The 13,098-nt window shown below is 66.0% G+C and carries 12 protein-coding genes; 6 read left to right on the forward strand and 6 right to left on the reverse strand.

Features of this window, described 5'->3' with window-relative positions; all coding sequences use genetic code 11:
- Nucleotides 1–102 precede the first annotated feature (102 nt).
- A complete protein-coding gene (locus LU688_RS14760; protein ID WP_094009959.1) occupies nt 103–1,002 on the reverse strand; it encodes a proline iminopeptidase-family hydrolase in 900 nt (299 codons plus the stop codon).
- Between the two features lie 99 nt (nt 1,003–1,101).
- On the reverse strand, nt 1,102–1,863 hold the full coding sequence (locus LU688_RS14765; RefSeq protein ID WP_038706159.1) for a LuxR family transcriptional regulator: 762 nt from the start codon (nt 1,861–1,863) through the stop codon (nt 1,102–1,104).
- 172 nt (nt 1,864–2,035) lie between these two features.
- Between LU688_RS14765 and LU688_RS14770 the strand changes: the two genes are divergently transcribed.
- From LU688_RS14770 to LU688_RS14795, 6 genes are read left to right on the forward strand one after another with little or no spacing between them, the layout of a single operon-like run.
- On the forward strand, nt 2,036–2,926 hold the full coding sequence (locus LU688_RS14770) for a proline iminopeptidase-family hydrolase (protein ID WP_160290677.1): 891 nt from the start codon (nt 2,036–2,038) through the stop codon (nt 2,924–2,926).
- 3 nt (nt 2,927–2,929) lie between these two features.
- Nucleotides 2,930–3,877 carry an ABC transporter permease gene (locus tag LU688_RS14775; protein ID WP_094009961.1) on the forward strand — a complete coding sequence of 316 codons (948 nt, stop codon included), beginning with the start codon at nt 2,930–2,932 and terminating at the stop codon, nt 3,875–3,877.
- Nucleotides 3,874–4,728 carry an ABC transporter permease gene (locus LU688_RS14780; RefSeq protein WP_038706161.1) on the forward strand — a complete coding sequence of 285 codons (855 nt, stop codon included), beginning with the start codon at nt 3,874–3,876 and terminating at the stop codon, nt 4,726–4,728. Before LU688_RS14775 ends, LU688_RS14780 begins: the two co-directional genes overlap by 4 nt.
- A complete protein-coding gene (locus LU688_RS14785) occupies nt 4,725–5,711 on the forward strand; it encodes an ABC transporter ATP-binding protein (RefSeq protein WP_094009962.1) in 987 nt (328 codons plus the stop codon). Before LU688_RS14780 ends, LU688_RS14785 begins: the two co-directional genes overlap by 4 nt.
- Nucleotides 5,708–6,682, forward strand: a complete 975-nt coding sequence (locus LU688_RS14790; RefSeq protein WP_160290678.1) for an ABC transporter ATP-binding protein — start codon at nt 5,708–5,710, stop codon at nt 6,680–6,682. Before LU688_RS14785 ends, LU688_RS14790 begins: the two co-directional genes overlap by 4 nt.
- A gap of 34 nt (nt 6,683–6,716) precedes the next feature.
- Entirely contained in the window at nt 6,717–8,258 is a 1,542-nt protein-coding gene (locus tag LU688_RS14795) for an ABC transporter substrate-binding protein (RefSeq protein WP_038706164.1), read from the forward strand.
- Nucleotides 8,259–8,294: 36 nt separating this feature from the next.
- Here LU688_RS14795 and LU688_RS14800 read toward each other — a convergent pair whose 3' ends face one another.
- From LU688_RS14800 to LU688_RS14815, 4 genes are all read right to left on the reverse strand, one after another.
- Complete coding sequence (locus tag LU688_RS14800; protein ID WP_160291253.1) at nt 8,295–10,442, reverse strand: hypothetical protein; 2,148 nt, start codon at nt 10,440–10,442, stop codon at nt 8,295–8,297.
- Complete coding sequence (locus LU688_RS14805; RefSeq protein ID WP_160291252.1) at nt 10,429–11,631, reverse strand: DUF3142 domain-containing protein; 1,203 nt, start codon at nt 11,629–11,631, stop codon at nt 10,429–10,431. Before LU688_RS14805 ends, LU688_RS14800 begins: the two co-directional genes overlap by 14 nt.
- Before the next feature lie 75 nt (nt 11,632–11,706).
- Complete coding sequence (locus LU688_RS14810) at nt 11,707–12,114, reverse strand: hypothetical protein (RefSeq protein WP_160291251.1); 408 nt, start codon at nt 12,112–12,114, stop codon at nt 11,707–11,709.
- A gap of 40 nt (nt 12,115–12,154) precedes the next feature.
- Nucleotides 12,155–12,640, reverse strand: coding sequence for a DUF2846 domain-containing protein (locus LU688_RS14815; protein ID WP_160291250.1), 486 nt, complete (start codon nt 12,638–12,640; stop codon nt 12,155–12,157).
- Nucleotides 12,641–13,098: the final 458 nt, after the last annotated feature.

Here is a 13,098-nt window from a genome sequence, read left to right on the forward strand (position 1 = left end):
CTGGTGCTCGTCACCTGGGAGGAGATAAAACTCAGGCCCGCCGGGTTGAACCCGGACAGGCCTGAGGAAGGGAAACTGTCGGCCGGCTGGCGGCCGTTGAAGCTACAGACTCTCGTCGAGGAACTTGACCACGGTGCCCATGCACGCCACCCGCTCCTCCACATGCGGCATGTGGCTGGAGTTCTCGAACAACGCCCAGCGGATCCCGGGGATCAGGTCCAGGTACGGCTTGACTACCAGCGGCGTGGCCTCGTCATAGCGCCCGGAGATCAACAGGCTCGGCACGTTGATCCGCGGCAAGCGGTCAACGATGGTCCAGTCCTTGGTGCTGCCGATGATGTGAAATTCGTTGGGCCCGGTCATCGCGTGGTACACGGTCGGGTCGGCCTCCACCTGGGCGAAGGTGCGTGCCACCTCTTCCGGCCAGGGCTTGAGCCGGCACACGTGGCGGTCGTAGAACACCTGGGTGGCGGCGATGTAGTCGGCCGCGGTGTAGTCGCCCACGGCTTCGTGGCGCAGCAGGGTTTCCTGGACGTCCTTGGGCAGCTCTTCGCGCAGGCGGTTGGCCTCGCGCACCCAGGTGCGCATGTCGGCCGGCGAGTTGGCGATCACCAGGCAGCGCAGGCCCCTGGGCTGGCGCACCGCGTGTTCGCTGGCGAGCATGCCGCCCCAGGACTGGCCCAGCAGTGCGTAGCGCTCGCTGATGCCCAGGTGCTCAAGCAGGTTGTCGAGCTCATCCAGGAACAGCTTCACCGTCCAGAACGACGGCGGCATCTGCGGCAGGTGGGTGGAACGGCCGTTGCCCAGCTGGTCGTAGTGGATGACCGGGTAGCCACCGGCGGCGACATCTTTATAGGCATCGACATAGTCGTAGGTGCAGCCCGGGCCGCCGTGCAGGATGACGAGCGGGGTGCGGCCACAGGCCAGGTCGCCGGTGACGCGGTACCAGGTCTGGTATTCGCCAAAGGGGGCAAAACCTTCACGCGATTGGGTGAGTTCCATTTCATCCGGCTCCATGTGAATCATGGAACACACGATATCCCTATGCGCAACGCGGCATAACTAGAGAGTTCGCTAGGTTTTCGGTTTTTTTTGCCCTTTTCACGGGTCGAGCAGGCGGTAATGCACCGCCCGGGCGACCGCCTGGACGCGGTTCTTGGCCCCGAGCTTGTGCATCGCCGAGGTCAGGTGCAGGGAAATCGTCGCCAGCGAGCGGTTGAGCTTGTCGGCGATCTCCCCTGCCGTCAGGCCTTCGGCGGCCCAGCGCAGGCACTCGACTTCGCGGCGGGTCAGACGGATGGCGCGGGTAGAGGACTCCTTGGCCAGCAAGGGATAGGCCGCCTCCTGCAGAGCGTGGGCAATCTGACTGAAATCGCCCAGGTGCTCCCGGGCGTCGTCCAGGTCGCGCTGGCTGGCCTGGGGGCGCAGGCCGGTCAGGGTCGCCAGCCCGCCCCGTGGCAGGTGGATCGGCACGGTCACGCCGCAGGTCAGCTGCGCATCGTGCAGGTAGCCGACCACCGGGGCGTGGCGACGGTCGATGTGGCGCTGCAGGATGGTCTCGCCCTTGGGCAGGTACGACCAGACGAAGGGCGCGATGGAGGACACGGCAACCTGCTGTACCGGGTCGATCTGGTAGAAACCCTCGGAACACCACAGGTCCTGCCAGTCCTTCGGGGTCTGGCGCAGTCGGACCACGCTCGGGGTGATCAGCTCGCCGACATGATCCAGCGGCACCGGGCTGTAGTCGTACACGAGGGCATCAAAGCCCAGTTCTGCCGCCAGTTCGGCGACGCTGTCCATCTGTTCGTCCAGGCTCTTGTCCGACGCCAGACGGGCATTGAGTTCAGCCACCTTGGCCTGCATACCTGACACTCCCTGTGATTCCTTTTGGATTTCCATCCCGAAGTCCGGCACGTAGAATGCCACGGCTTGGCGCGGGACTGCCATACAAAACCTATAGGAAACACTAGCTTGTAGGCGACGAAATCTCCTGCGCTAGTTATAGCCCCAAGCCATGGCCAACAGGAGAGTAGCGATGTGGCGTGAGATGCAACCTGACCAGCGGTTCGACGTAGAGGTCGATGGCCATAACGTCGTGGTGTACAGCTTTGGCGAAGGTGACGAGGTGCTGTTGTGCCTCAATGGCGGGCCGGGGCTGCCCTGCGACTACCTGCGCGACGCCCATGCCTGGCTCAAGGACAAGGGTATCCGCGTGGTCGCCTTCGACCAGCTGGGCACCGGCGCCTCCGACCGCCCGGATGACGGCAGCCTGTGGAGCATCACCCGCTACGTGGCCGAGGTCGAACGCGTGCGCGAGGCCCTGGACCTGGGGCGCGTGCACATGCTGGGGCATTCCTGGGGTGGCTGGCTGGCGATCGAGTACGCCATTCATCACCCGCAGTCGCTGAAAAGTCTGATTCTCGAGAACACTGTCGGCGACATTCCGCACCTGATCACCGAGCTTGAGCGCCTGCGCGGCGCGCTGGGCAGCGAGACCGTGGCGATGATGCAGCGCCACGAGGCCCTGGGCACCCTCGACCATCCCCAGTACCAGGCGGCCATCACCCTGCTCAACTACCGCCACGTCTGCCGCCTCGAGCAGTGGCCGGCGCCGATCCAGCGCTCGCTGAGCGACTGGAACATGGGCCCGTACAGCACCATGCAGGGCCCCAACGAGTTCCTTTATATCGGCAACCTCAAGGACTGGAACCGCCTCGAGCAGATGGGCGAGTTCCGCATGCCGGTGCTGATCACCACCGGCCAGCACGACGAGCTGACCCCCGCCTGCGCCATGCGCATGAACCTGGCCCTGCACGGCCGCGCCGAGCTGCACGTGTTCCCCAACAGCAGCCACATGCCGTTCTACGAAGAACCCCAGGCCTATTTCCCGGTGTTGCTGGACTTCCTGCAACGCAACCGGGGCTGACCGATGAGCCTGGCACGTTACCGGTTCGTCCTGATTCGCCCGTTGCAACTGCTGCCGGTACTGCTGGGCATCAGCATCATCACCTTCGTGCTGGTGCGCTCGATCCCCGGCGACCCGGCGCGGGTGCTGCTGGGCGCGCGCAGCACGCCGGACGCGATCGCGAAGATTCGCGCCCAGTTCGCCCTCGACGAGCCGATCTGGGTGCAGTACCTGTACTTCCTGAAGAACCTGCTCAACGGCGACCTGGGCAAGTCATTGCTGTACAAGGTCGATGCCCTGCCGCTGATTGCCGGGCGCATCGAGCCGACTGTGTTGCTGGTGCTGGGCAGCGTGCTGCTGGCGTTGCTGATCGCCGTGCCGCTGGCCACCCTCGCCGCCCGGCACAAGGGCGGCTGGGCCGACAACCTGATCCGCCTGTTCACCACCGCCGGGCTCGGCCTGCCGGCCTTCTGGCTGGGGCTCATGCTGATCCTGCTGTTCAGCGTGCACTGGGGGTTGTTCCCGGTGTCCGGCTATGGCCGCACCTGGGCAGATAAACTGCACCACCTGGTATTGCCGTGCCTGACCATCGCCCTGGCGCTCTCGGCGGTGCTGGTGCGCAACCTGCGCGCAAGCATTCTCCTGGAGCTACAGGCCGACCACGTCACCGCTGCCCGCGCCCGCGGCCTGGGCGAAGGGGCGATCCTGCGCCGGCACGTCCTGCCCAACGCCATGCTACCGACCATCAACCTGCTGGCGGTCAACATCGGCTGGCTGATCAGCGGCACCGTGGTGATCGAAAGCCTGTTCTCGCTGCCCGGTGTCGGCCAGTTGCTCGTGCGCGGCATCTTCACCCGCGACTACATGGTGGTCCAGGGCGTGGCCATGGTGCTGGCCTGCGCCACGGTGGCAGTGAACTTCATCGCCGACGTGGTGACTACCGCCCTCGACCCGCGGGTGACCATCCAATGAGCCAGAGCCCCGCACTGGCGCTACGCTGGCGCCTGGCCTGGCACCTGGGCAATGGCCGCCTGGCGCTGTACTGCGGCCTGGCGATCGTCCTCGGCTGGTGCCTGCTGGCGCTTTGCGCGCCATGGATAGCGCCGTTCGACCCGCTGGCGCAGAACGCCGACCTGCGCCTGGCCGCGCCCAGCCTTGGTCACCCGTTCGGCACCGACAACTTTGGCCGCGACATCCTCTCGCGAGTGATCTGGGGCGCGCGCATCGACCTGCAGATGGCGCTGATCGGGGTGATCTTTCCGTTCCTGCTCGGCACCTGCATCGGCGCGGTTTCCGGCTATGTCGGCGGGTTGCTGGACAACATCTGCATGCGCCTGGTCGATATCGTCCTGGCCTTCCCGTTCCTGGTGCTGATGCTGGCGATCATGGCCATCCTCGGCCCGGGCCTGGGCAGCTTCTACATCGCCATGGCCCTGGTCGGCTGGGTGTCCTATGCGCGGCTGATCCGCTCGCAGATCCTGGTGCTCAAGCAAGGCGATTTCGCCCTGGCCGCCAGGAGCCTGGGGTTCAGCCACCGACGCGTGCTGTTCGGCCACCTGCTGCCCAACGCCCTGTTCGGCTCGGTGGTGTTCTGCATGTCGGATGCCGTGCTGGTGCTGCTCAATGGCGCGGCCGTCAGCTACCTGGGCCTCGGCGTGCAGCCGCCCACCCCGGAATGGGGCACCATGGTGGCCGAGGGGCAGAGTTTCATCACCAGCGCCTGGTGGATCTGCACCTTCCCGGGCCTGGCCGTGGTGACCCTGGCCATGGGCTTCAGCTTGCTGGCCGACGGCGTCGCCGAGCTGCTGGGAGACCGTACATGAGCCCTGCCCTGCTCCAGGTCCGCGAACTGAGCGTCATCGCCCGCGCTGGCCAACGCGATATCACCCTGGTCGATCGCCTGTCGTTCGACCTCGGCCAGGGCGAGATCCTCGGCCTGGTGGGCGAAAGCGGCTCGGGCAAGACCCTGGCCTGTCGCGGCCTGATGCGCCTGCTGCCGTCGCCGAACCTGCGCCTCGAAGGCCAGGCCGTGCGCCTGGCCGGCAACGACCTGCTGCGCCTGGACAAGGCCGGCATGCGCCGTATGCGCGGTCGCGAGCTGGGCATGATCTTCCAGAACCCCAGCAGCCACCTCGACCCGCTGATGCGTATCGGCGCGCAGATCGCCGAGGGCATCCGCCTGCACCAGGGCGCCTCGCGGCGCGAAGCGCGGGCCGAGGCCATCGAGGTGCTGCGCCAAGTCGGCATCCCCGACCCGAAAACCCGCGTCGACAGCTATCCCCACGAGTTCTCCGGCGGCATGCGGCAACGGGCGATGATCGCCGTGGCCCTGGGCTGCAACCCCAAGGTGCTGATCGCCGACGAGCCGACCACGGCGCTGGACGTCACCGTACAGGCGCAGATCCTGCGCCTGCTGCTGGAGCTGCGCGACCGCCGCGGCCTGTCGATGATCCTGATCAGCCACGACCTCGGCGTGGTCGCGCAAACCTGCGACAGCATCGCCGTGATGTACGCCGGGCGCCTGTGTGAACACGGCGCCAAGCAGGCCCTGCTGAGCCAGCCGCGCCACCCCTACAGCGCCGGACTGCTGGCCTGCCATCCCGCGACGCGGCGGCACGCGGGACTGATGAACACCATTGCCGGGCAACCGCCGCTGCTCGACGCCCTGCCCGCAGGGTGCCGCTTCGAACCGCGCTGCCCGCAGGCCACGCCGGACTGCCGGGCACAATTGCCGGAACTGCGGGTGATCGCCCCCGGCCATCGCCTGGCCTGCCATACCCCGCTGCTGGCCGGAGGCCTGTCATGACCACGCTGTTGCAGGTCAACGACCTGCATGTGCAGTTCCCCGCCCCGGGCGGCGGCCTGTTAAACCTGCGCCCACGCAAGGTCAACGCCGTCAACGGCGCGGCGCTGAGCCTCGCCGCCGGCCAGGCCCTGGGCCTGGTGGGCGAGTCGGGTTGCGGCAAGAGCACCCTGGCCCGGGCCATCCTGCAACTGACCCCGGCCAGCAGCGGCCAGGTGCTGTTCGACGGCAGCGACATGCGCCAGGGCAACCGCCTGGATATCGAGCGCCTGCGCCGCGAGACCGCGATGATCTTCCAGGACCCGTACAGCGCGCTCAATCCACGCCAGCGCATCGGCCAGATCCTCGCCGAGGTGCTGCAGGTGCAGCGCAAGGTGCCCGCCGCGCAGATCCCCGCCCGGGTCGCCGAACTGCTCGGCCTGGTCGGCCTGCGCGCGGAACTCGCCGAGCGCAAGCCCGGCTCGCTCAGTGGCGGCCAGTGCCAGCGGGTCGGCATCGCCCGGGCGCTGGCCGTCGAGCCCCGGCTGATCGTCGCCGACGAGTGCGTCGCCGCCCTCGACGTGTCGATCCAGGGGCAGATCATCAACCTGCTGCTGGAACTGCGCCAGCGCATGGGCCTGGCCCTGCTGTTCATCACCCACGACCTGGGCGTGGTACGCCACCTGTGCGACCGGGTGGCGGTGATGTACCTGGGGCGGATCGTCGAGGAAGGCCCGGTGGCCGAGGTCTTCGACGACCCGCGCCATCCCTACACCGCCGCGCTGGTGCAGTCCATCGCCGACATCGACCCGGCCCGGCGCCTGCCGCAGCACCCGCTGGCCGGCGAGCCGCCGAGCCCGCTGCAGCCACCGTCCGGCTGCGCCTTTCACCCACGTTGTCGCCACGCGTTGCCCGAGTGCGGCGCAGATATTCCCCCCAGCCACGCAGAAGGTGGCCGCTACCATGCCTGCGTCCACCCGCGACTGCCGTGCTGACCCACCCCACATGACCATCAAACGGAGCTTGAGCATGAAACCCACTGCATTGAAGTTACTCACCGCCGCCGTGCTGGCCGCCAGCACCCTGGCCGGTGGCATGGCCCAGGCCGCCGGCGTGCTGACCATCGGCTGCCGCGAGGAGAGCACCACCTTCGACCCGATCAAGAGCGCGCAGAACCGCGACAGCTGGGTCTTCGCCAACGTCTACGACGTACTGGTGCGCGTCGACAACAGCGGCACCAAGCTGCTGCCGGGCCTGGCCGAAAGCTGGAAAGTCTCCGACGACGGCCTGACCTACACCTTCAAGGTTCGCGAAGCCAAGTTCTCCGATGGCTCGCCGCTGACTGCCAGCGATGCGGCGTTCTCCCTGCTGCGCATTCGCGACAACCCCGGCTCACTGTGGTCCGACTCCTACAAGATCATCGACAAGGCCGAAGCACCGGATGACCGCACCCTGGTGGTGACCCTGAAGAACAAGTCGGTGCCGTTCCTCGCACAGCTGGCCACCGCCAACGTGTCGATCCTGTCGAAAAAGGCCATGGACGCCATCGGCGAAGAGGCCTACGCCCAGGAACCGGTGACCTCCGGCGCGTTCAAGGTCAAGGAGTGGCTGCGCGGCGACCGCGTGATCCTTGAGAAAAACCCCTACTTCTGGGAAGCCGACAAGGTCAGCCTGGACGGCGTGGAGTGGATCTCGATCCCCGACGACAACACGCGCATGCTCAAGGTCCAGGCCGGCGAGCTGGACTCGGCGATCTTCGTGCCGTTCTCCCGCGTTGACGCGCTGCAGAAAGACAAGAGCCTGATCATCCACATCGACCCGTCGACCCGCGAGGACCACCTGCTCATCAACCATGAGAAAGGCCTGCTGGGCAAGGTCGAGGTGCGCGAGGCCATCGACCTGGCGATCGACAAGAAGGCGCTGGTGGAAACCGTGACCTTCGGCCATGGCGAAGCGGCCTACTCGTACATTCCAAAAGGCGCGCTGTACCACAATGCCAACAACCCGCAACGCCCGTTCGACCCGGCCAAGGCCCGTGAACTGCTGAAGAAGGCCGGTGCCGAGGGGCTCAAGGTCAACTACGTGGTCAACGCCGGCAACGAGGCCGACGAGCAGATCGCCGTGCTGGTACAGAAGCAGCTGGCCGATGTCGGCATCACCGCCAACCTGCAGAAGGTCGACCCGACCCAGAGCTGGCAGATGCTGGTCGATGGCGACTACGACCTGTCGGTGATGTACTGGACCAACGACGTGCTCGACCCGGACCAGAAGACCACCTTCGTGCTCGGCCACGACACCAACCAGAACTACATGACCCGCTACCACAACGACAAGGTCAAGGACCTGGTGGCCGCGGCCCGGGTGGAGACCGACCCGGTCAAGCGCGGGCAGATGTACCAGGACCTGCAGAAGCTGGCCAAGCAGGACGTGCACTGGATCGACCTGTACTACAGCCCGTACATCAACATCTCGCGTAGCAATATCCAGAACTTCCTGCAGAACCCGTTGGGCCGTTTCACGCTCGAGGAAACGGTGAAGCTGGATGCAGGGGTGACGACTGCACAGAAGTGAAGGTCAGGGGGCGGCTGATGGCCGCCCCTTTTCGTTTCACACCTTGGCCTTGCGCCGTCGCAACCACATCCAGGCAACCCCCGCCAATACCACCAACCCCACCGGTAGCGCCTGCGCCTTGTACGGCCGCAACGCCGCCCGCGCGGCATCCAGCTTCTCTGTCACATAGCGTTTGTTGGCCTGGTCGAACCGGGGCGCTTCGCACTGGTTGCCGAAATCCTCTGCCCACTGCACGAACGGCCCCTGCTGGACGTAGCGCTTGTACAGCGCGCTTTCCTGCTCGGTGCCCGGCACCCAGCCCGCCGCCGTGCACAGCACCGCGGCGAAGGCTTGGCTGCTGCGCGGCAACTGGTCCGCGGCCTGGTTGGCCAGGTCGGCGGCGACATAACGATAGTGGTAACGCTGGTCGGGCTTGGCCTCGGTCGCCAACTGGCGCTGCACTTCGCCGGCACCGATGAACGGCCCGGGCTGCAGGGTGGCGCTGCCCAGGCTGAAGCTGCCACCCAGCCAGGCATAGTCCGGTGCCATTTCGTAGCCGAGGATTTCCATGCCGGCACCGCGTGCCAAGGTGGCCGCGGCGAACAGCGCCTCGGCGCGGCCCGTGGCCGTCCAGCGCGAGGCGGCCTCCTGGCGATGCTGGCCGTAGGCCTTGGCATCGGCCTGCAACTGCGCCGTGGCGAAGTAGCCGGGCGCCTCGTCATAACGGCCCTCACGCAGCAGACGTCGGCCCAGCAACTCGCGCAGCTGCGTCGCCACCGGTCGCGGCACATAGCCGCCCTCTTCCACCTTGGGGGCCGGTGGCGCCGGCACATGGGCATCGACATAGCCCTTGAGCTCGTCCAGGGTCAGCACGCGGTCGGCCACGTTGGCCGTATCCTGCCAGTAGATGTCCTGGCTGCGATACAGCAGGTCGAAGGCCTGCAGGTAGTCGCCGCGCTCCAGCGCCAGGATCGCGCCCTCGCCTTCGACCCGGCAGCCGGGCTTGACGCTTTCGTAGTCCCAATCGGGTGTCTGTCTGGAGCCCCACGACTCTTCGCGGGGGAACGCGGCGGCGGCCTTGGCATAGGCAGCGGCTGCCTGGGCCTTGTCGCCATCGCGCAAGGCCAGCTTGGCGCGCAGCCACCAGGCAAGGCCGGTATCGCCGGCCTGCTGCAGATAGCTCCTGGTCGCGGCATAGTTGCCTTGCTGGTAGGTCAATGCAGCCAGGCGGTCGGCGTCTTCCAGCTTGTCGCCGACACTGGCCTGCAGCAACCCGGGCAGGCGCCGGGCCTGGGTTGGCGGCTGGCCGTCGTAGTCCCAACCGACATGGCTGAGCAGATAGGCGGTGAGCAGCTTGCGTGGCATCGGTTGCGCCAACTGCGTCTTCAGCTGTTCATCCGGCAGGCTCACCAGTTCGTTGGCAAGTTGCCTGAGCGAGCTGTAGCCACTGCCCGAGCCCAGACGGCTCTGGCTGGCATACAAGCGGATGGCGCTGTTCCAGTCGCCAGCGAGCTTGGCCAGGCGGGCCTCCTCGCCAAGGCTGGCAACCCCCAGTTCCAATGGGTCGCTGAAGCCTTCGGCGCTGAGCGCGCGGGCTTGCTGGAAAGCCTCGCGCGCCTGGGCTTGCAGGGCCTGCGGGGTCTGTTGCGGATCATCACTGGCCGAGAAGCTGCGGGCCATCAAGGCCCGCCCCAGCGAGTAGGCTGCCCAGGTGCTGCGCAGCTTGCGTTGTTCAGCTGGCAGGGCCAGCACCTTGGCGAAATAATCCGCGGCCAGGGCGTGGTCGCCGGTGTCGAAAGCCACTGCGCCGGCAATGTACAGGCGCAGTTCATCCGGCATTTCGGCGCCCTGCTCCAGCACTTGTTGCGGATCCGCCAGGGCACGCAGTTGCGCGACCTTTTCGCGCAGCGATTGCGGTAGCTCGCTTGCCTCGATACGGCTGCGCTGCTCACGGTAAGGTCGGTCGTTGTCGTCACTGTCCCAGTAAGGAGTCAGGGTCACATCGGTGGCGGGCTTGAGGCCTGCGATCTGCTCGCCGAGGCGATTCACCTCGAAACCGAAATTGCCCTCCGGCAACTCGGCCAGGGTGTGCGCTCGGTCGCCGAGCAACTGCATCGGGAAGTCCGGGCCACAGGCCAGCGCCGGAACGGCCGGCACGCTCAGGGACAGGTACAGCAGGCGCCGGGGCCAGTTACGGGTAGACATTCCATGCTCCTTGATCGATTCCATGGCAGCGCGCCCAGCCGAGGACGCGCCGGCCGCCAGCGGCGAGACGCGCGCTGGACTGGCGGTTGAAGATGAGGTGTTGCGGGGATTGCTGCAAGCGGTAGCCGTTGAGCCCGTCGGCGGCGTCACAGGATGCGACGTTCAGCTCCACCCGCGCAGGTATCGGCAGGTCGAGATTGCCGACGTTGACCAGATTGATGTCGCGCAGCCCCGCCTGCCCGGACAGTTCGACCCGCCAGTGGCTGGCGAGCGCGTCGCCTCGCGCCACTGCCTTCAAGGTGGTCAGGCTCCAGGCGCGGCGGTCGCCGGGCAACGGTAGGCGGAACCAGATCAGCCCGGCCAGGTGCGCAGGTGGCTGGTGGCGCAATTGTCTGCCCAGGTCCGCCAATTGCTTTGGATCGGCCAGCAGTTCGCGGCGTTCGCCGCCACGACTCAACGGTGTTTCGCTTTCCACAACGGGCGCGCCACCGGTATCAGGCAGCAACGCGACGCCATAGGCGGGCAAGGCCAGGTAGAACGGCTTGTCGCCGACGCGACTCCAGCGTTCGGCCCATTGCCTGGCCTGTGCCGGATCGAACAGGCCGCGCCGCGGGTCGCTCACTGCGTGCACCTGCAACACACTGCTGTCCACCGCCTGCAACAGCGCCGGCAGCTGCGGGCTGTCGAGCCAGGCGGGCAATGCGGTGATGCTCAGCTTCAGGCCCGGCGGCAGTTGTGCGCGCAGTTTCAGGAGAAATTCGCCATAGCCTGCAAGGCGAGCACTGCCGCTGTCATGGTCGATCTCCAACCCCTCCAGGGCCACACCCGCGGCCTGCCAGTCCGCCAGCAGGCGCGCCATCTGTGGGCCTGCCTCCTGCAGGTCGAGCGCCGGCAACTGGCCGTCCAGGCGCACCACGGCGATCACTGGCCGGCCATCGGCCTTGAGCCGTGGCAGGTCGACCAGCGCCCTGCTCCACCCGGCTTTGGGCTGCGCTTGCAAGGCCAGTACGCGCAAGGTCGAAAAGTCGGCGCGGCTGTCCGCCAGGGCTTGCTCATGGGCGGGTTGCCATTGGCGTTGCCAGATATAGAGCTGCTGGTCGAGCGGCGGTGCGGGCTCAGGCCGGCAGCCGGCGAGCGCGCCGAGCACGACACAGAAGAACAGATGACGCAGGGACGGGGTGGCGGGCATGCAATCCTTTGTCTGGCGCGTTGGGCTGCCGGTGGCGAGGCGGCGATATTACCTCAACCCGGCACGCTATCGCGCTCAGCGCCCGCCAATCAAGCTATCGACCCGTTCACCGGTCGCCAGGTCCTCGATGACGAAGCCGAACCAGTCATCGCTCTCCACACGTTTCATGCCGTACTCACGCCCGGCAACCAGTGTGACGTCCCGGAAAATCGACGGCGTGGCACGGGTGTCGATCCAGCGCTTCACTTCCAGGCGATGGGGCCCTGGGGTGAGGCGATATTCGCGGCGGGAGGTGTAGACGATCCACCAGGTGTCCACGCCATCCACCGTGGCGATGGTGAGGAACTTGTCGATCGCGCGGATCCTGGCCGTTTCGTTGTCCGGCAGCCCTTGCGCGCCTTTTTCGACATAGGCCGCGCAGCCGCTGGCGATCGCGCAGGTCAGTAGCAACAAGCCGTTGCGGGCAAGACGCAGACATTGCATAGGCACATTTCTCACTCGTAGGTTTCCAGGCGGCTGCCTGTCACTGCGCCTGCAGCGCGTTGTCGATGTACATGCTGTCGCGCATTTCCCGCAGCGCGGTCGGCGCCGGCACCTGGCCAAGGTTCGAGGACACCCCCACATTCAGCCCGCCGGGGCCGATGCCCGGGGCGAATTGCATGCCGCCTCCCAGCCTCAGGTAGTAGGCCTGGCCGTTGCGCAGGTCCAGGGTGCCGTTGACGTTCAAGGGGTAAAGGTCCAGGGCCCAGCGGGTGGCAACCTGGTGCTGGCCTTGTGGCAGGTAGAAGTACGTGAAAGAACGGTTCTTCACTTCACTGACCTCCTTGCCGTCGATGACCAGAGTGGGGCTGCGCCAGTAAGGGGCAACACCGGTACGGTAGAGGTAGACCAGCGCCGCGTCTTGCTTGAGGGGTGCGACCTCGGCGAACTCGGCACCGTTGTGCAAGGTGGTGCAGGCACCGAGAAATAGCGTTGCAGCTAAAGAAGCGGCGGTTTTCAAGCGTGCCATGGGGTTCCTTGGAAGGCGTGCGGTCCGTCGGGGGGGGGGTGGCAATCTAACATCGCACGGCATCGGCGACAACGCTGGGTGGCGCACCTCGCTCGACCTACAGATGGTGTCCTGCCAGAGGCGGAGTACAGATGTACTCCTTGCTCGAATGGGCTGAGATTGCCATCGTTCAGCGGGAAGCGAGATCTGGCGCTTTTGTCGGTAATCGCTGTACAGGTTGTATGAAGACTGTAAGTAAAACGTTTTGTGTAACTACACATCATTTTAATTAGTTACGCACTAGTTAGAAGACTATCTAGTCTGCCCCTCAACTTAAAAGCCGGGAACACAAGCAACGGATAAAATAAAATGATTATCATTCGCTCAGTCAATATCTATAATCATTCCGGCTAGTCATTTATATATATTTACGACTAATAATTCGCAAGCATTCTAATGCACGCCTAAAAATCGCGCGT

This window comes from Pseudomonas soli (assembly GCF_021283165.2).
In the GTDB taxonomy this organism is placed as follows: Bacteria; Pseudomonadota; Gammaproteobacteria; order Pseudomonadales; family Pseudomonadaceae; genus Aquipseudomonas; species Aquipseudomonas soli.

Coding starts and splice junctions, on each gene's coding strand:
- LU688_RS14760 (WP_094009959.1), bottom strand. CDS start 1,002: ATGGAACTCACCCAATCGCGTGAAGGTTTTGCCCCCTTTGGCGAATAC.
- LU688_RS14780 (WP_038706161.1), top strand. CDS start 3,874: ATGAGCCAGAGCCCCGCACTGGCGCTACGCTGGCGCCTGGCCTGGCAC.
- LU688_RS14810 (WP_160291251.1), bottom strand. CDS start 12,114: ATGCAATGTCTGCGTCTTGCCCGCAACGGCTTGTTGCTACTGACCTGC.
- LU688_RS14805 (WP_160291252.1), bottom strand. CDS start 11,631: ATGCCCGCCACCCCGTCCCTGCGTCATCTGTTCTTCTGTGTCGTGCTC.
- LU688_RS14785 (WP_094009962.1), top strand. CDS start 4,725: ATGAGCCCTGCCCTGCTCCAGGTCCGCGAACTGAGCGTCATCGCCCGC.
- LU688_RS14770 (WP_160290677.1), top strand. CDS start 2,036: ATGTGGCGTGAGATGCAACCTGACCAGCGGTTCGACGTAGAGGTCGAT.
- LU688_RS14775 (WP_094009961.1), top strand. CDS start 2,930: ATGAGCCTGGCACGTTACCGGTTCGTCCTGATTCGCCCGTTGCAACTG.
- LU688_RS14790 (WP_160290678.1), top strand. CDS start 5,708: ATGACCACGCTGTTGCAGGTCAACGACCTGCATGTGCAGTTCCCCGCC.
- LU688_RS14815 (WP_160291250.1), bottom strand. CDS start 12,640: ATGGCACGCTTGAAAACCGCCGCTTCTTTAGCTGCAACGCTATTTCTC.
- LU688_RS14795 (WP_038706164.1), top strand. CDS start 6,717: ATGAAACCCACTGCATTGAAGTTACTCACCGCCGCCGTGCTGGCCGCC.
- LU688_RS14765 (WP_038706159.1), bottom strand. CDS start 1,863: ATGCAGGCCAAGGTGGCTGAACTCAATGCCCGTCTGGCGTCGGACAAG.
- LU688_RS14800 (WP_160291253.1), bottom strand. CDS start 10,442: ATGTCTACCCGTAACTGGCCCCGGCGCCTGCTGTACCTGTCCCTGAGC.